Source organism: Nocardia sp. NBC_00508 (assembly GCF_036346875.1).
In the GTDB taxonomy this organism is placed as follows: domain Bacteria; phylum Actinomycetota; class Actinomycetes; order Mycobacteriales; family Mycobacteriaceae; genus Nocardia.
Genome location: NZ_CP107852.1, coordinates 4,636,697 through 4,654,334 on the forward strand (window position 1 = coordinate 4,636,697; position 17,638 = coordinate 4,654,334).

Sequence of the window (17,638 nt, forward strand, 5' to 3'; positions counted from 1 at the left end):
TTGTTGGTCTGAAGTGCGAACACCGGTTCGCCCTGTCGCCCTTGCCCTTACGTTGTTCGGCGAAGTGCGCGAGGGTCGCTGAACTCTGTCCGCCTACTCAGCACACCACCGGAATGGTTGGATGGGCGCGCCATCATGGGAATCTCGTGTAAGTGCTCCAAAGACGCTGACGGCGTGCCACTCTGGTTCCGCTCGTTTCCCATGAACGGACGACAACTGGGGGCTCGATATGACAGATGAAGGTGGCTCAACCCTGCCCAGGCGTCAGCTGGGCTGGCATCTCCGCAACGGCCGCAATGAACTGGGCCTGACTCTGGAGCAGGTCGCGGCCATGATGCAGTGGAGCAAGAGCAAGCTCGCTCGCATCGAAAAAGCCGAGGGCGGTGGCCTTCTCCGCGAACTGGACATCCGGGAGTTGTGCCGGGTTCTCGGATTCGATGATGACATGACAACCGCTATGGTTGAGCTATCTCGGCAGTCGGATGCGAAGTGCTGGTGGCACACGTTCGACGATGTGATCCGCAAGAGTTTCAACATGTATGTCGGTCTGGAATCTTCCGCTACCTCGCTCACCATGTTTCGACCGAATCTGGTTCCGGGATTGCTCCAGACCCCTGACTACGCCCGAGCTCTCGATCGCATCTACTTCCCCGACGATACGGCCGAGGAGTTGGACCGGCGGGTGCAGCTGCGAATCAAGCGACAGGCTCTCATTGCGCGACGCTCACGTCCGACAACCCTGAAAGTGGTGCTGCACGAATCTGTCCTGAGAACGCTGGTGGGAGGGCGAAAGATCATGGCAGCGCAGTGTCGGCACATCGCCGACATGAGTACTCGTGACAACGTGGATGCGCGGATACTTCCGTTCGGAGTTGGGTTTCCGCTCGGTCTGTACGTCGGGCCATACGTGATCCTGGATTTCGGCTATGACGCGAAAGGAGGGAAGATTGCGCCGTCGGTCGTCTTCATCGAGGGCTACACCGGTGACATGTACCTTGAACGAGTGCAGGATGAGCGGATGTATCGGAAGGCTGCCGCCGCTATTGAGCACGCAGCGTTGGACGCAGTGCAGAGCAGGAACCTGCTGCGGCAGATAGCGAGGGAGTTTGCGGCATGAACGTAGACCTATCTACGGCTAAGTGGTTCAAGAGTACCCGTAGTGCCGGTGGTTCCGAATGCGTCGAGATCGCATTCCTCGATGGCGGCATGGTCGGTGTCCGTGACTCGAAGAACCCCACTGGACCGGCACTGGTGTTCACCCCCACCGAGTGGGATGCCTTTGCTACGGGGGTTGCCGAGGGCGAGTTCGATCGGCCCTGATCACCCCATGTGCGAGTGGTACTGGCCGGGGCTCGACCCGGCCGGTACTCACCGGAACGCGCCGCGCGGGTCCGAACTCGCTGTCCTGCATCGAGCGGAAGACCCACGCGGCGTCAGAGAATTCGTCAGCGATCAGATGTTGACCCCGTAATCGCGCGCGATACCCGCGAGACCCGACGCATACCCCTGCCCGATAGCCCGGAATTTCCATTCGTTGTTGTGCCGGTACAGCTCGCCGAAGATCATGGCCGTTTCGGTGGAGGTGTCTTCGCTGAGGTCGTAGCGCGCCAATTCCACGCCGGTACCGGCGTCGACGACGCGGATGAAGGCGTTGCGGATCTGGCCGAACGACTGGCCGCGGGCGTCGGCGTCGTGGATGGAGACCGGGAAGAAGATATTCGTGATGGTCGGCGGGGTGGCGGTGAGGTCGACGTTGATGACCTCGTCGTCGCCCTCACCGGCGCCGGTCAAGTTGTCGCCGGTGTGCTCGATGGACCCCTCGGGCGAACGCAGGTTGTTGTAGAAGATGAAGTGCTGGTCGGATAGCACTTTCAGATTCGGCCCGCACGCGAGCGCGCTGGCATCGAGGTCGTAGTCGGCGCCGGTGGTGGTACGTACGTCCCAGCCGAGACCCACCGAAACCTTCGTGAGATTCGCGGCCTGCTTGGACAGCGAAACGTTGCCGCCTTTGGCCAAAGTGATGCTCATGATCCCCTTCCGCGCGGCACGGCCGGTGCCGCCTTTCTTCCTTGCTGCCCGGAAACCTTGGGCCGGCTCAGTTCTGGTCGCCCGCCCAGGATTGCAACGTGCTCACCCGGCCTTTCAGCGCGCGCAGCTCGCTCTCGTCGTCGAGCACCGTGCGCTGGATGCCCTGCACGATCGCGAAGGCGGACTGGCGGTGGTCGTCGATCACCTCGACGTCGATGCGTACGGCCACATAGTCTTCGGCATCGGGCATCCCCTCCGCGATCACGTGCGCGGTGCCGCGCGCGCACAGCGCCACGTTGCCGCCGCCGAGGATCAGCAGCGCCACCTCGGGACGCTCACGCAGCCGGGCCAGCGAGCCGCGATCGAATTTGAGGCTGAGGAGGATCTGCCGATCGTCCGCGCGCACCGGCCAGGACACCGGAATCGCGTGCGGCGCCGGATCGGTCGTCACCAGCACGCCGATCGTCTCCAGGGGCCATTCCGGTAGCACGTCCAGCTCGGGATGATCTGCCGAGTTCTGTAGACGTTGGGCGGGGCTCGCTCCGGCTGCCATCTTCGTCACCTCATCGATCGTCGAGCGCGGTGGGCTGTACCGCGCTTGCTAGCAGTCTAAAGTGCTCGCCCCGTTGTCCGCTGGCGCTGCGCCCTTTGTCCGGGCTGCTCTCAGGCGACTATCAGGCCGGGTCTCGCGGTGCAGGTCAGGCCGAGATCACCGCGGGGATATCGAGTGGTGCGACTACAGCATCCGACGTGGCTTGTGCATCGCCCTGGCACGGCGCACCGACACCCGGGACCACACCGCCTGCTGTACCGCCAAGGTGGCCCAGCCCGCCAGCGCCATCCCGGACAGGTTCACCACGAGTTGCAGGGTGCTGCCCCAGACCGCCGATCCGATACCGAACGCGGCGCCGAGCGCGATGTTGCCCGCAGCGGGCACGGTGGTCACCGAGATGAAGACACCGGCCATTCCCCCCGCCTTGGCCGAGGTCAGCGCGAGCACTCCGGCGGCGGCCGCGACGACGGCGACGATGAACGACCATTTGTCGGGGGTGTAGATGAAGGCAGTTTCCGGGCGCGGACCGGTCACGTCATCCACGGTGATCCAGCCCAGTGCACGCCCGATCAAGGCGAATGTGAAGGTGATGGCGATGGCGGCGGCGAAACCGAGCATCAGCGTGCGCACGGCGAGGCCGAGTAACACGAATCGGCGGCGCACCAAGGCGACACCAAGCGCGGCGATGGCTCCGAATTCCGGACCGAGGACCATCGCCCCGATGACCAGAATCTGCGAATCCAGCACGATCGCGATGGCGGCGATCACCGTGGCGAAGGTCATGAAGCTGAGATAGGTCCAGTTCAGCTCGGTTTCCTCATACGAGCGCTGAGCGACATCGGCCCAGACCACGGAGTCCGCACTGCTGCCTGGCGTGCGCACCTCGGCATCGAATCCGCTGCGCGACAGCCAGGTACGCACCGGCTCGATCTCGATGCTGCCCGCATGGTGCAGCCCGATCGCACGCAATCGCTGGATCACGTCGTTCGCCGCCTCCCGCGCCACGTCGGCCAGCACCACGTCACCGTTCGGCCGCAGTGCGACGCCGCGCATGACCGCGAGGCCACTGACGGCCTCGTCCTGTTCCAGGATCCGGATCACGTCATCGGTCATCTCGGCCGGAGCCAGCATCCGCAGGTGCAACACCCCCATAGTGTGCCGGGCTCCGCCGCGTATCCCGCAGCGACCCGGCGCGACAATCTCCGCGTCGCGGAGGAGCGCTCGTGCGAGGACCTGCCGTAAGCACGTAACTTGCTGCGCCACTTATGCGCTGGCGCCGCGCCCTTTGTCCGGACTGCAGGAAAGATCAGGCGAGGTCCCGGGTGACGCTCAGGCGGAGACCAATGCGGGGATGTCGAGCGTGGCGGCCCACTGCTGCGCCATGTCCTTGGCCCGGATCTCCGTCGACGCGTCGTGCCGCGCGTGCTCGCCGACCTGGATGGCGCCGCACGCGGTGAGCTTCTCGGCGATGATCTCGCCGCCGCGGTTGAACGTGTCGCCGTACACGCTGTCGCCCAGCCCGAACACGGCGAACCGCAGGCCGGTCAGTTCCGGCGTGTGGCGCTCGAGCGCGTCGGCGAAGGGTTCGGCGCCGGTCGGCAGATCGCCGTCACCGTAGGTCGAGCACACGACGACGTGGAAGTCGCGCACGTCCAACGCGTCGATCTCGAAGTCCGTCATGTCGTGCACCGAGACGTCGTGCGCCCCGGAGAGCTCTGCGGCGATGCTGCCCGCGGCGGACTCCGCCGTCCCCATCTCGGTTCCGAACAAAATGACGACGCGCACCAGCGCTGCCCCTTCCTGCGTGAAATATGGTGAGGCTATCCTAATTAGTTACTCGCGGTGTGCTAGCGCCGGGAGCGATGGCCCTGCTCAGCGGCAGCGGAAGAGCACGGGTGGGCAAACCGAACCGATTGACGGAATGTCGCCCGCGTTGCATCATTCGTAAGGGTGCCCGGCATTGTCCGGGCAGACCACTATCTCGCCGGCCAACGATCGTCCGGCCCACAGCTGCCATCCGTGCCACTTCGGCCTCGCCGTGCACGAGTGCAGCGCTTCCAACCATGACGCGACCGCGTCCGGCCGTGAGTGAGGTGATACGAAATGGTTTACCAGTCGTCCGCATACCAGGTGATCAATTGGTACCCCCGCCTCGGCACCCTTCCCCATCTCTGAATTCACCGCGCCGAGCGCGGTCCTCTCGCGTCGATGCCACGGCGTCGGCGGAATCACCCCTCGGCGCGGCGCCCCGGATGGAATCGGAAACCGGTGGATAGACGGATGTGGAGAGAATCATGGTGGACAGGGGAGTGGATGCGGGGGCGGTAGAAATGGTGACGCGACCGATGGCGGGCAACCTCGCCGTGTCGGCCGCGATGACCGAGGATCTCGGGTACCTGCGCGAGGAGCTTGCGGCGGCGGAGGTGCCGTTTCTGCTCGTGCGCGACAGCGGACACCGTCTCGTGCTCGCGGCCGACGCGGCGCACCGCGCGATGGTGCGGCGGGTGACGGCCGCGGCGCTGTCGGCCGGATTCTCCTGTGTGGATCTGGGGCACAACGTGTTCCGGCTCGGACGTGACCGTGACCCGGCGCATCACGTCGATCTGGAACTGTGGGAGTACCACGGCGACACGGTGACCTGCCCGCGCCCGAACGCGCTCACCCGTACGGTCTTCGACCTCGCCGACGTCGAGCGCACGCAGGTGCGGCTTTTCGACCGGACCTGGCCAACCCTGGCGGACATGTTCGCGCCGCAGTCCACCGACGTCGATTTCGACATCGACCTGGTGTTCTCCTGGGTGGACGGTTCCGATCCCGAATTCCGCGCCCGTCGCGCCGGGATGCTCGCCCAAGTCGTGGTCGGCGAGGGCGACGACGCGGATGCCAGGATTCGGCAGATCGACGAGCTCGAGTACGCGCTGCGGTCGGTGCACAAGAACGCGCCCTGGATCCGCAGGATCTTCATCGCGACCGACTCCGCGACGCCGGACTGGCTGTCCACGCACCCGAAGGTGACGGTGGTGCGAGCGGTGGATCATTTCCGCGACACCACCGGCTTGCCCGTCTTCAATTCGCACGCGGTGGAATGCCAGTTGCAGCACATCGAAGGGCTCAGCGAGCACTTCCTGTACTCCAACGACGATATGTTCTTCGCGCGTCCGGTGCGCCCGTCGATGTTCTTCACCCCGGCCGGTTTGAGCCGGTTCATCGAGGCGGACACCAGGATCGGTCCGGGGCGCAACGACGAGCGGCGCAGCGGTTTCGAGAATGCCGCCCGGGTGAATCGGGCGCTGCTCGCCGAGCGATTCGGCTATGTGATCACGCGGCATCTGGAGCACACACCGGTGCCGCTGCGGCGCAGCGTGCTGATGGAGATGGAAGAGGAATTCGCCGCCGATTTCGCCCGCACGTGCGCGAGCCGGTTCCGGGCGGCCGCCGATATCTCGGTCACCAACTCGCTGTATCACTACTATGCCCTGCTGACCGGTCGCGCGGTGCCGCAGGAATCGGCGAAGATGCGCTACGTCGACACGACGAACTCTACCGGCCTCGCCCTGCTGGACGAGCTGGCGCGCCACCGTGACGTCGACTTCTTCTGCCTCAACGACGGCAGTTTCCCCGAGGTCGCCGAGACCGAGCGGGCGCGGATCGTGTCGGAGTTCCTCGCCGAGTACTTCCCCGAGCCCGCGCCGTGGGAGCGGCTCAGCGCACCGCCTCGTCGTCCGCTTCCGGAGTCGACGCCTGGCGCCGCATGACGTGCGGAATGCGCGCGGCGGGCAGGATCACGATGCCCTCCTCCGCGAGTCGCTGCTGCGCCTCTTCCGGCGTCGACGGAGCGCCGACGGTATCTCCGCGCTCGATGGGCACCACCGAGTGCACCACGGTGTCCGGATAGATGTGCACGTAGTTGAAGGCCTGCGCGCCGTCCCGCCCGCGCAGGCCGCCCTGCGCGACGCCGAGATCCTGGCTGTAGCAGGTCGCCGACGCCACCGAGACCGGGATACCGGCAAAGGTTGCGCTGGTGGAGAAGTGCAGGTGGCCCGCCAGGATGGCGCGCACGTCGCTGCCGTCGAGCACGTCGGCCAGTCTGCGCTGATCGCGCAGCTCCACGGTGACGGCGAGATCGACCACGCACGGCACCGGCGGGTGGTGCATGGCCAGGATGGTGCCGAACGGGGCGGGTTCGGCCAGCACCGCGCGCAGCCACTCCAGCTGGCCGTCGGAGATCTCGCCGTGGTGGTGGCCGGGCACCGAGGTGTCCAGGGCGATGATGCGCAAGCCATCGATCAGGTGGACGCGGTCCAGCGGGGAGGTGCTGGCACGCTCCCCGAGCAGCCGGGCGCGCAGTGCGGCGCGGTCGTCGTGGTTGCCCGTGACCCAAACGATAGGCGCCTGCAAATTTCTAGCAAACGGATCGACGATGGACTTCAGCTTGCTGTATGCCGCGGGTTCGCCTCGATCGGTGAGGTCGCCGGTGAACACGATCGCGGTCGGACGGATCCGGCTGGCCGCGGCCTGTTCGAGCAGCTGCCGTAATCGCAGGTCGGCATCGACATCGCCGTACAGGGGGTCGTCGCCAGCGATGAGGTGGGTGTCGCTGAAGTGGAACAACACGTGATCCGGACGCGGGTGCTCCGCGACTCTGGTGATGGCCACCGGACCGAATATCCCTCCTGGCGGTTTGCCCGCCATTGGCTTGGCTCCGTCGCCAGAATAGCGTCGGTTACGAACAGGTTTCCCGACGGCTGATGACGACATGCTTGCGGGAAGGTGATAGTTCGGTGTCGAACGCAGGGGAAATGGCCGGTGGAGTGGCGTTGGTCACCGCTTGCCGAGTGCGTCCGCGGTGCGCAGCGCGTCGACCAGCATCGCGGCGTCGACGGTGAACGGCTCGTTGTGGATCGTTTCGCCCGGGGCGGTCGCGCGGGTCGCGATGGAAGACAGCGTCTCGTGATCGGCGTCGGGCAGACCCAGCGCGGCGAGGGTAATCGGCAGCCCGACCTCGGTGCAGAAATCGAGGACCGTGTCGATCTCGGACGTGGGCGCGCCTTCGAGCACCAGTTGGGTGAGCGTGCCGAAGGCGACCTTCTCGCCGTGTAGGAACGGATGCGTTCCCGCGGCGGCGGTGAGGCCGTTGTGCACCGCGTGCGCGGCGGCCAGTCCGGACGATTCGAAACCGAGCCCGGACAGCAGCGTGTTGGCCTCGACGACGCGCTCCAGCGCCGGTGTGACGCTGTGTTCGCGGACCGCGGTCAGCGCCTGTGCACCGTCGGCGAGCAAGGTGCGATAGCAGAGCTCCGCGAGCGCGGCGGCGCTGCGCGTAGATGCGCCGCCACGCATATTGCGCACCTGCGCCGCACTGCACGTGCGCGCCTCGAACCAGGTGGCCAAGGCGTCGCCCATGCCCGCGGCGAGCAACCGGGCCGGGGCCTGCGCGATGACCGAGGTGTCCACCAGCACCAGCGCCGGATTGCGCCGGACCAACTGATAGGCCTCGAATTCGCCTGCTTCGGTGTAGATCACCGACAGCGCGCTGCACGGTGCGTCGCTGGAGGCTGTGGTGGGGCAGCTGATCATCGGCAGGTCGAGATCGTCGGCGACCGCGCGCGCCGCGTCCAGCACCTTGCCGCCACCCGCGCCCAAAACGACTGTGCTGCCGGACTCTTCGACGGCGTGGACGATCCTGGCGATCTCCGCCCTGCTGCATTCGCCGCCGGACAGATGGATCGAATAGGCGATCTTCGCATCGGTGAGCGAGTGCTCCCATGTCGTGGCGAGCAGCCGAAAGGCGCTGCCTCCGGACACGATCAGCACCGGGCCACCGATCCCGAGACGGGTCATCTCCGCACCGAGCGCGGCCGTGGCGTCCCGTCCCTGCACATAGTGCCCCGGCGAGGAGAACACACTCAGCATCCGACACCTCCCGATCCCCGAGCCGCGGAGCCGACACGGCGGCCCCACCGACCTCTCAACGCTACGCGACCCGAGCCCGCCCCGGCCGTGGTTGACGAACTCGGCCGCGACCGAACCGGCGCGAGGAAGCGCGGCACCGTTATCCGGAGCCGGCCCGAGCCGCCGACACGGAGGCCGCCGTCCATCCGACGCCGCGCGTCGCCGCGTGAGCAGGCTGTCGCGCCCGCACCGGCATTGCCTCCGGCGCAGGCGCGATTCTGCTCGCCTGAGAAGCCCGGCGCTTCGCTGCCGAGCCCGGCACCGCGATTGCACAACGGTTCGCGGACCCGCTGATGACCGACATCGGACGGTCACGAGCCGAGCTTGCGGGCGACCCGCTCAGCTCGGCGTGGTGAGGCTCTCCCGGAGCAGACGGGGGCGGTCGAGTTCCTGCTCGTCGAGCAGGGCGAAATACCGGCGGAGCATCAGCATGGCGGTGGTGGCCAGGCCCGCGGTGAGTCCCCACCAGACGCCTGCGGCGCCGAGTCCCAGCGGGAACGCGAGCAGCAGGGCGACGGGCAGGCCGACACCCCAGTAACCGATCAGGGAGAGGCGGAAGCCCGCGTTGGTCGCCTTGAGTCCGCGCAGCAGGCCGGTGCCGATGTTCTGGGCGGCATCGAAGAACTGCAGCACGATGCCGATCAGCAGCAGGGTGTGCGCGACCCGGATGGTGTCGGCGTCCGAGGATTCCAGGAAGGGGAGCAGCACCAGATCCGGGGCGAGCACGTAGACCGCGCCCGTCACTGCCGCGACCACCGCCGCATGCCGGAGCGCGAGCCAGGCCAGCGCGCGGGCGTGGGTGTACTCGTCGCGGGCGACAGCGTGGCTGACCAGGATCGACGCGCCGTGCGAGAGGCCGATCGCCACCTGGAACACGATGTAGATGATCTGGTAGACGACGTTGTGCGCGGCCAGCGCCGCGGGCCCGATACTGCCCATGACCAGCGCCAGCACCGAGAACATGCCCGCCTCGGAGCCGTAGGTGAGCGCGATCGGCGTGCCCAGCTTCAGCTCCGCTCTGACCGTCGCCGGTCGCACCGGCAGCGGGCTCATCGGCAGGGTGTGGCCGAGTTGGTCGTCGCGCCACACCATCGCCCAGAAGACGCCGAAGGTGATCAGGAACACCAGCGAGGTCGCGACGCCGATGCCGGTGAGGCCCAGCGCGGGCAGCCCGGCCTTGCCGTGGATGAAGCCGAGTGCCAGCAGGAGGTTCAGCACCACCGATCCGAGCGTCACCAGCAGCAGCGCCTGCGGACGCTGCATGCCCACGGTGTACTGGCGCAGCACCTGGAACCACAGACAGGGCAGCAAGCCCGGTGCGAGTGCGACCATCAGCGGACGGGCGTCGGCGAGCACGCCCGGGTCCTGCCCCAGCCAGGGCAGCACCCAGCCGAGCCCGATCAGCACCGCGCCGCCGGCGAGTCCGGCGACGGTTGCGATCAGGAAGCTCGACCGCAGCAGGTCCCGGATCTCCCGGTCCGGCGATTCGCCGCGCTTGCCCGCGGCGCTCACCGCCGTGGCGATCTGGTTGCCGCTGGCGGTGATCAACCCGACGCACATGGTGCGGATCTGGTTGAACAGCACGATCGCCAGGCCGCCCGCGGCCACCTGACGCACGCCCAGCGTGCCCATCAGCGCGATGTTGGTGGTCGAGACGGCGATCTGCGCCAGCTGGGTCAGCGCGATGGGCGTCGCGAGCGCGCTCAAACGCCGTCCGTCGCCGTACCTCACCGCGACTCCACCAGGGTGCGCCGGGCGGCGGGCGTGTAGCGCCGCAACATCTCGAGCACCTCGCGTTCGCTGTCGGGGCTGCGCAGGTCTCGTTCGTTCATCCACTCGTCGTCGAAGACGGTGTCCAGGTACTTTTCCCCGCCGTCGCACACGATGGTGACCACGGTGGAGCCGGGCGGGAACTCTTCGAGCCGGGTGAGCGCGGCGTGCACCGAGCCGCCCGCGGACCCGCCGATCATCAAGCCGAGTTCGGCCGCCACCGCGCGGGCGGTCGCGAACGCCGCCACGTCGGAGACCTTCACGCCCTCGTCGAGCAGCGAATAGTCCACGGCGGTGCCGATGGTGGCGCCCGGCGGGGTGCCGGTGCCCGACTGCCAGTAGGGACCGCCCGGCCCGCCGAAGGCGATCGAGCCGACCGGCTCGACGCCGATCACGTAGGGGACGCAGCCGAGCTGGCGCAGGCGGGTCGCCGTGCCGAACAGCGAACCGCCGGTGCCCACCGACGACAGCAGGATGTCGACCCGCTCGACGTCGTCGAGCAGTTCCTCGGCCACCGCGTAATAGCCGACCGCGTTGGCGTCGTTGTTGTGCTGCTCGGTGAAGAACGCGCCGTCGCGCTCGGCCGCCATCGCCTCGGCGAGATCTTCCCGTGCCGAGGTGGCCAGGTTGTCGTCACCCTCGTCGGCGACGTACACCAGTTCCGCACCCATCGCTGCCATCGCGCGCAGTTTGTCCTTACATGCGTGGTGGTCGACTACCGCGGTGAAGCGATACCCACGTTCGGCGGCCACTACCGCGAGGCCGAGCCCGGTGTTTCCGGACGTGGATTCGATGATATGCCCGCCACTGCTCAGCAAACCCAGTCGTTCGGCGTCGAGCACCATTTCGCGGGCCATCCTGATCTTGGCCGCGCCGGTCGGGTTGAACTGCTCGAGTTTGAGCAGTAAGCGGGTGCCCGTCGCGGTGGCCGCGAGCTCGAACAGCGGCGTGCGGCCGATCAGATCCGTCACACGCGTGACGAGCGGCATTGATTTCTCCTCGTTCGTATCGGGTGAAGTGGGGGTCAGCTACCGTCGTGGGTCCAGCGGAACCGATCGCCGGGCGCGTCGTGCAGCACGACTTTCGGCGGGATGGGCAGTTCGTGAAAGGGGGACTCGTTCGAATCCATCTGGTAGCCAGCCGTATTCGGGTAGATCAGCAGATCGCCGACGGCAGCGGGCCGGGGTAGCGGCACCCGGCGCCAGCTGAGCATGTCGGAATCCAGGCAGGTTGCCGCGCCGACGCTGGTGGGCGTCGGTGTGCCGGGGCGTGCGGGCCACAGGAGCGGATCGGGCAGGTACTCGCTGTCGAACCACTGCTCGGAGAGGCTCAGGCTGGTGCCGTCGACGGTGAGCAACCGGTAGGGCCGACCGTCCGCGTACCGAGTTTTGCTGCCCTGTACGCGGAAGACGGTTGATCCCGCGTGTGCGAGCAGGGCGCGTCCCGGTTCGATCGCGAGCCGTATCGCGTTGTCCCGCAACCGCTGGGCGAGACCCGCGTGGTCGAGGATCTGCGCGAGCATGGCGGCGCCCGGCACTGGAAAGTGGTACGGGTAGTACGAATCGAAGGACTTCCCCGAGTGGAACCAGCGCCTGTCGACGTGCTCGGTGAACGCCGCCGCCGCGTCGGGCGGGACGTAGTCGACGCCGAACCCACCGCCGATCGAGACGGTGCCGGCCGGATGCCCGAGCGTGCGCGCGTGCAGACAGCGGGCGATCAGCTCGTCCGCGAGTTCCGCGCGTGCCGTTGCGTCGTAGCCGGACAAGTGAAAACTGAAGCCCTCCAGGCGAATCGACGCACGAGCGCGGAATACCGGGAGCGCGTCGTCTATCTCGTCGCCGGTCATGCCGAACCGGCTCGCCGAAGCGGCGGGCAGGACGCGCAGCAGCACGCGCGCGGGAATCGTGGGTGCGGCCAGACCCGCGAGCCGATCGAGTTCCCCGAGGTCGTCCACCGCGATCAGCGCGCCATGCCGGGCCGCCAACCAGAGCAATTCGTCCGACTTGGCCGGGCCGGTCACCATGAGCTGGTCACCGCGAACGCCCTGCGCCAGCGCGGCGGTCAGCTCACCGACGCTGGCGACGTCCACACCCGCACCATGTTCGGCGCAGGAACGCGCGACACACGCGGCCTTGTTCGCCTTCTTGCCGTAGTAGATCGTGCCCTGCACCCCGGCTCGCTCGAAGGCGGCGCGGAACTCTCGGATGTTGTGCGCCACGCGCGCCGGATACATGACGTGGAACGGCCCGCCCATCGCAAAGGCGATGTCGCCCAGCAGATTCGGGTTGTCGAGAAGGCGGCGCTCCCACGGATCGAGATGCGCGGGCATCGGCGCCGCGCTGATCGACTCGTGGGCTGCGGCGGCCACGACCACGGGGCCGCCGGGCGCGGAGGTGACGTTGCCGACGTCCGCCTCTAATCCCATAGCGGCACCTCCGTCCCGCGGCCCTCGGCGATAGCGCGCTCGGCCAGGACATGGGCGACCGCGATATCGGTGAGCACCAGCCCGCTGTTGTAGACGAAGATCCGCTCGTCGTCCGAACGCCGTGCCACCGCACGCCGGTTCAGGATCTGCGGCAGCTCGGCGTCCACCGCGCGCAGCGTTCCGTCGGGGCCGACCATGTCGGTGCCGGTCAGCGCCATCTGCTCCGCGCTGGTCGCGATCACCCGATCGGCGTCGACCAGCGTCGAGGGCGCCAACCCGTAACCGACCAGCACCGCGACCGAACCCGGTGCGAGATCCGTGGATTCGAGCGCGACCTCGGTCCCCGGGCCCGCGGTGGCCAGCACGACGTCGGCGGTCGCCGCCGCGGCACGCGGATCCGCCACGGTCTCCAGCAGCGCCTGCGGGTGGTGCTCGGCGAGCACGCGGTGCACGGCTTCCAGCCCCTCGGGGTGCGTTCCGTAGACCATCAGCTTGCGCAGCTGCGGATTCGCGGCGAGCAGCTGCGGAAGGGCGTTGCGACCTTGGGTTCCGGTGCCGACCAGCAGCACGCTTTCCGCGCCACGACGGACGGTCTCCCGCACCAGCAGCGCCGACACCGCCGGAGTGCGCAGCGCACCGACCCTGGCACAGTCCATCATCGCGATCGGCGCGCCGGTGGCGTCGTCGTAGAGCGTGATGGTCGTGTAGTACCGCTTCGTGCTGCGGTCGTGGCCGGGATCGAACTTGTAGGAGGTCTTCATCGCGACCACGCGCCTGCGTCCGTCCCGGCCGAGCATGGCGTAGGCGACCGACCAGCCGTCCGGGTTCGCCACGCTGAGCTTGCGCGGGTTGTCCGAATCACCTGCCGCGAAGGCCAGATACGCCTCTTCCACCGCGCGCACGACCGCGGCCGGTGTGATCGGCACGTCGGCCAGGTCGCTGCGGCTCAACACCCGTAGTGGGGTGCTGCGGTCACGCGTGCTCAAGGGGTCCTCGATCATGGGGTACTGCTCGCTCTCCAGTGCCGCTCTCGACCGGCAGGGCGCCTGCCGCTCGGAACGGGGCAACAATGTGTTGCCCGTACCCATTCTCGTCGGCTTCCTCGGCCCGCCGTCGTCGTTCCGGAAGCCGGATGTTCACTCGCTTGAGCCATCGGTCGGTGCCGTCGTACCGCGCGGTGAACGGCACCCGGCCGTGCACGGCGACGTCGTTGTCCACCAGCAGCAGCTCACCAGGGGCGAGCGCGGCGGTAACGCAGACGCGCTCGAGTTCCACGGTGAGTTGCTCGTAGGCAGCGCGGAATTCGGGGTCGGCGTCCTCGAGCGGGGTGTATGCCGGGTCGTAGCGCAGGGTCTGCTCGGCTGGTCCCGCCACGCTCCACAGGGTGGGAATCGGTGCGGCCGAGTACCTTTCGTGCCCGGCGCCGTAGGAGACGTCCGGCAGGATCGGCAGTGTGGGCGCGCTGAGCAGTGCGCGCTGCGCGGCGGAGAGTTCCACGCGGCGCACCGACGACACCGTGGTGCCGACCAGGTCCGGGTTGCGCAGGCAGGCGAGCATGAGCAGATGTGCCCGCCGCGGATGGAACGCGTCCTCGGAGTGCGGGCTCAGCAAGGTTTTGCTGCTGGCGCCGGACTGTTCGTGCTCGTGACCGGCCGCGGGAACGATGTTGTTCACCAGCCGCCCGTCCTGCTGGCCTTGCCAGCCGAACGGTTCTCCCGCGCTGCGGGCGAGCAGCAGCATCACGAGGTCGAACTCGAACGAGTGTGCGCGCGTCGCCGGATCGCCGCTCCACCGTGCGGCCTCGCGCCAGCTCGGCGGCGTCGGGCCGAATTCGTTGTCGGACAGCGGAAGACGGCTGACTATCGTGCCACCCGCCGCGGTGGCGGGCGGGCGCATGGCATGGCGCACCTCGGCGGGGAGTTCCGCCGCGCGGGCATCGATCTGTGCGATCACCGCCGGATCCGTGAGTCTGTGCGCGGCGGCGGCCGGATCGGCGAGCGTGGCATCCAGTGTGGCGGATATCTCTCTGGCGAGTTCGCGTACGGCACGGCCCGCGGTCGCGGGTAGCTCACGTCGTTCGAGGTCTTGCGGTTGAAGCGTCTTACGTTCGGAGAGAACGCTTTTCACCGGGATTCCCTTCTTCGCATCGGTTCGAAAAGCAGGGTGACGATCGAACTGCGAAGGTAACTGCTACCGGCGGGGTAAAGCAAGCCTTACCTAAACGTGTCGCCTGGAAAATAGCCGATCCGCATAGCTTCGATTCAACGAGACCGGGTCGCGGACGGGCGGCTTGGTGCTGTCTAGCGGTTTTACGGTTGCTGCGCCTCAATGCTGCCGTTTTGCTGCCGGTATCGGCGAGTCTTCCGACGGATTAGGCTAGCCTGTCCTGATCAACAGTAGTGATTATGCGGTATCGCGGTGGGTTCGTCCAGGAGTGAGGGCAGTGCAATGGTTTTGAATCGGCGGCAACTGCTGCGATCGAGTCTCGGAGTGGGGGCGGTGCTGCTGGTCGCCGCCTGTTCCGACGACGCGGACTCGCCCGGCCCGGCGCGCCGCGGCGGCACGCTGCGGGTCGGCGCGCTCGGCACCTCGGCGCGGCTGGAACGCGATCCGCACGCCAACCTCAGCAACGACAGCGACTTCCTGATCGCCTCGCTGGTCTACGACGCCCTGACCGTGCCGGGCGCCGACCCGAACATCGCGCCGCGCCTGGCCACCCGATGGGAGCCGGACGCCGACCGGCGGCGCTGGAGCTTCACCCTCGCCGAGAACGCGACCTTCCACGACGGGTCGCCGGTGACCTCCGAGGACGTCGTGTGGTCGCTGCGCAGGCTGCGCACGGTCGGCGGCGCGTCGAAAATGCCGGTGGCCGTCGAGGACATCACGGCCGATGGGCCGAACCGGGTGGTGCTCGCGGTGCCAGAGCCGAATACCCAGCTGCCGCTGCTGGTCCGGCTGATGACCTTCACGGTCAAGAAGGACACCACGGATTTCACCAGGGGCATCGGCAGCGGACCGTTCCGCCTGGAGTCCTACCAGGGCGGCAATGCCCGATTGGTGCGCAACGACCAGTGGCACGGTACGCCGCCACTGCTGGACGCCATCGAGGTCACCATGTTCGAGAGCGTGACCGCCCTGGGCAACGCGGTACTCGGCGGGCAGATCGACCTCGCCTCCAACGTCGGCGCCATCGCGGGCCGCACCGCCGAAGGCCGCGGTGACCTGACCGTGGTGCGCCGCCCGAACGACACGGTGGTCGGCGTCGCCATGCGCACCTCCGACGGGCCTTTCGCCGACGTGCGCGTGCGCACCGCCCTCCGGCTCGGCGTCGACCGCAATGCTCTGCTCAACCAGGTGCATTCGGGCTACGGGACGATCGCCAACGACATCCTCGGCACCGGCGACCCGGTCTACGACACCACCATCGCGCAGCGCACCCGCGATGTGGATCGCGCGAAGGCACTGCTGCGCGAGGCGAACTTCGATACAGGGCATACCTATCCCTTTATGACCAAGGCCGAGGCGCCAGGCGAAGTCGAATCGGCGAAGGTCATCGCCACCCAGCTCGCCGAGATCGGCGTCCGGCTCGAGGTGGTCACCCAGGAGCCGAACGCCTTCTACGACCAGACCTGGCTCCAGGCGCCGCTCTACACGATCTCCTGGGGCACCAACGATTCCACGCTGTTCTTCGCGAGCAAGCTGCTGTCGAGCGGGTCCAACCGCAACGAAACCGGCTTCAAGGACGCGGCTTTCGACGCGGCCACCGCCAAAGCGTTGTCCGCGCATACCGACTCGGAATACCAGCAGGCCGCTCGGGAGCTGCAACGTATCCAGTACGACCGCGGCGGGTACCTGATCTGGGGCATGGCCGACGGCATCGATATCGCGTCCGCCCAGGTGCGCGACCTGCCCACGCTCGGCGGGTTCGCCCGGGTCCAGCTGGAAAGGGCTTGGCTGGCCGGGTGATCTCCTTCGCACGCCTTCTGCTCCGGCGCGCCGGCCTGCTGGTGGCGCTGCTGGCCACCGTCTTCGTCGCCGTGGACCTGCTGCCGGGAAACACCGCCCGCGCCGTCCTCGGCCGTGAGGCCACGCCGGAGCAGATCGCGGCCAAGGAACACCAGCTCGGTCTGGATCGTCCCATGCCGGTGCGGTTCTGGGACTGGATATCGGGCGTCGCGACCGGCGATTTCGGCCGTACCGCGCGGGGACGTTCGGTCAACGAGTTGCTGGTCGACAAGTTCCCGCCGACGCTGCTGCTCGGCGGGCTCGCCCTGGCCGTGACCGTGTTCGCGTCGCTCGCGCTCGGCGCGTGGTGGGCGACGCGGCCCGGCAGTGCCGCGACGCGCCTGTTGCAGCCCGCGACGACCACGGCGGTGGCGATTCCCGAGTTCGTGATCTCGACGGTGCTGATCCTGGTGTTCGCGCTGGCCCTCGGCTGGCTGCCCGCGGTCACCATCACCGACCGATCCGGTTTCCCGGCCGGACCCGACATGCTGGTGTTGCCGGTGCTGGCGCTGGCGCTGCCGCAGATCGGCTGGAACACCAGAGTGGTGCGGGCCGCGCTGGCCGACGCCGCCGGAGCTCCGCACGTGGAAAGCGCGGTGCTGGACGGGCTTTCCACCCGCGTCGTCCTGGCGCGGCACGTGCTGCCGTTCGCGCTGCCGACGATCGTCGCCAGCTTCGCGACCACGGTCGGGATGCTGCTGGGCGGTTCGCTGGTGGTCGAGACCATCTTCAACTATCCCGGTCTCGGCGCGGTGCTGGCCGGTTCGGTCGCCGACCGCGATACCTCGGTGGTCGCCGCGGTCGTCGCGCTGTCCGGGGTGGTCATCGTGGTCATGCTGGCCGCCGCCGACGGCATCCGCTCCTGGTCGCTGCGGGGGCGGCGATGAAGGCCGAGTTCGCCGGGT

At 67.9% G+C, this 17,638-nt stretch carries 16 protein-coding genes; 5 read left to right on the plus strand and 11 right to left on the minus strand.

What is annotated here, in order from left to right; all coding sequences use genetic code 11:
* Window positions 1–229 precede the first annotated feature (229 nt).
* Together OHA40_RS20505 and OHA40_RS20510 are read left to right on the plus strand one after the other, a co-directional pair.
* Window positions 230–1,117: a helix-turn-helix domain-containing protein gene (locus tag OHA40_RS20505; RefSeq protein WP_330228513.1), complete on the plus strand. Its 888-nt coding sequence runs from the start codon at window positions 230–232 to the stop codon at window positions 1,115–1,117.
* Complete coding sequence (locus OHA40_RS20510) at window positions 1,114–1,320, plus strand: DUF397 domain-containing protein (protein ID WP_330228514.1); 207 nt, start codon at window positions 1,114–1,116, stop codon at window positions 1,318–1,320. The genes OHA40_RS20505 and OHA40_RS20510 overlap by 4 nt, the downstream gene beginning before the upstream one ends.
* Window positions 1,321–1,452: 132 nt before the next feature.
* On the opposite strand, the gene OHA40_RS20515 is transcribed toward OHA40_RS20510, so the two are convergent.
* From OHA40_RS20515 to OHA40_RS20530, 4 genes are all read right to left on the minus strand, one after another.
* Entirely contained in the window at window positions 1,453–2,028 is a 576-nt protein-coding gene (locus OHA40_RS20515; protein ID WP_330228515.1) for a TerD family protein, read from the minus strand.
* 67 nt (window positions 2,029–2,095) lie between these two features.
* A complete protein-coding gene (locus tag OHA40_RS20520) occupies window positions 2,096–2,581 on the minus strand; it encodes a hypothetical protein (RefSeq protein ID WP_330234295.1) in 486 nt (161 codons plus the stop codon).
* Window positions 2,582–2,764: 183 nt separating this feature from the next.
* Window positions 2,765–3,733, minus strand: coding sequence for a DUF389 domain-containing protein (locus tag OHA40_RS20525; protein ID WP_330228516.1), 969 nt, complete (start codon window positions 3,731–3,733; stop codon window positions 2,765–2,767).
* Window positions 3,734–3,910: 177 nt separating this feature from the next.
* Window positions 3,911–4,366: a flavodoxin domain-containing protein gene (locus OHA40_RS20530; RefSeq protein ID WP_330228517.1), complete on the minus strand. Its 456-nt coding sequence runs from the start codon at window positions 4,364–4,366 to the stop codon at window positions 3,911–3,913.
* Window positions 4,367–4,875: 509 nt separating this feature from the next.
* Here OHA40_RS20530 and OHA40_RS20535 point away from each other — a divergent pair.
* Window positions 4,876–6,336 (plus strand): stealth family protein, encoded by a 1,461-nt coding sequence (locus tag OHA40_RS20535; RefSeq protein ID WP_442943773.1) that lies wholly within the window; start codon window positions 4,876–4,878, stop codon window positions 6,334–6,336.
* Here OHA40_RS20535 and OHA40_RS20540 read toward each other — a convergent pair.
* From OHA40_RS20540 to OHA40_RS20570, 7 genes are all read right to left on the minus strand, one after another.
* A complete protein-coding gene (locus OHA40_RS20540) occupies window positions 6,284–7,273 on the minus strand; it encodes a phosphodiesterase (RefSeq protein WP_442943774.1) in 990 nt (329 codons plus the stop codon). The two genes, OHA40_RS20535 and OHA40_RS20540, sit on opposite strands and share 53 nt — an antisense overlap.
* Before the next feature lie 129 nt (window positions 7,274–7,402).
* Window positions 7,403–8,494 carry a glycerol dehydrogenase gene (locus tag OHA40_RS20545; protein WP_330228519.1) on the minus strand — a complete coding sequence of 364 codons (1,092 nt, stop codon included), beginning with the start codon at window positions 8,492–8,494 and terminating at the stop codon, window positions 7,403–7,405.
* 378 nt (window positions 8,495–8,872) lie between these two features.
* Window positions 8,873–10,264 carry an MATE family efflux transporter gene (locus tag OHA40_RS20550; RefSeq protein WP_330228520.1) on the minus strand — a complete coding sequence of 464 codons (1,392 nt, stop codon included), beginning with the start codon at window positions 10,262–10,264 and terminating at the stop codon, window positions 8,873–8,875.
* Window positions 10,261–11,292, minus strand: a complete 1,032-nt coding sequence (locus OHA40_RS20555; RefSeq protein ID WP_330228521.1) for a PLP-dependent cysteine synthase family protein — start codon at window positions 11,290–11,292, stop codon at window positions 10,261–10,263. The genes OHA40_RS20550 and OHA40_RS20555 overlap by 4 nt, the downstream gene beginning before the upstream one ends.
* A gap of 35 nt (window positions 11,293–11,327) precedes the next feature.
* Entirely contained in the window at window positions 11,328–12,728 is a 1,401-nt protein-coding gene (locus tag OHA40_RS20560) for an alanine racemase (protein ID WP_330228522.1), read from the minus strand.
* A complete protein-coding gene (locus tag OHA40_RS20565; RefSeq protein ID WP_330228523.1) occupies window positions 12,719–13,729 on the minus strand; it encodes an ornithine cyclodeaminase family protein in 1,011 nt (336 codons plus the stop codon). Before OHA40_RS20565 ends, OHA40_RS20560 begins: the two co-directional genes overlap by 10 nt.
* Window positions 13,701–14,855, minus strand: a complete 1,155-nt coding sequence (locus tag OHA40_RS20570; RefSeq protein WP_330228524.1) for a TauD/TfdA family dioxygenase — start codon at window positions 14,853–14,855, stop codon at window positions 13,701–13,703. The genes OHA40_RS20565 and OHA40_RS20570 overlap by 29 nt, the downstream gene beginning before the upstream one ends.
* Window positions 14,856–15,176: 321 nt before the next feature.
* Between OHA40_RS20570 and OHA40_RS20575 the strand changes: the two genes are divergently transcribed.
* Both OHA40_RS20575 and OHA40_RS20580 read left to right on the plus strand, forming a co-directional pair.
* Entirely contained in the window at window positions 15,177–16,694 is a 1,518-nt protein-coding gene (locus OHA40_RS20575; protein ID WP_330228525.1) for an ABC transporter substrate-binding protein, read from the plus strand.
* Window positions 16,691–17,620: an ABC transporter permease gene (locus tag OHA40_RS20580; RefSeq protein WP_330228526.1), complete on the plus strand. Its 930-nt coding sequence runs from the start codon at window positions 16,691–16,693 to the stop codon at window positions 17,618–17,620. The genes OHA40_RS20575 and OHA40_RS20580 overlap by 4 nt, the downstream gene beginning before the upstream one ends.
* The last annotated feature ends 18 nt before the right edge of the window (window positions 17,621–17,638 follow it).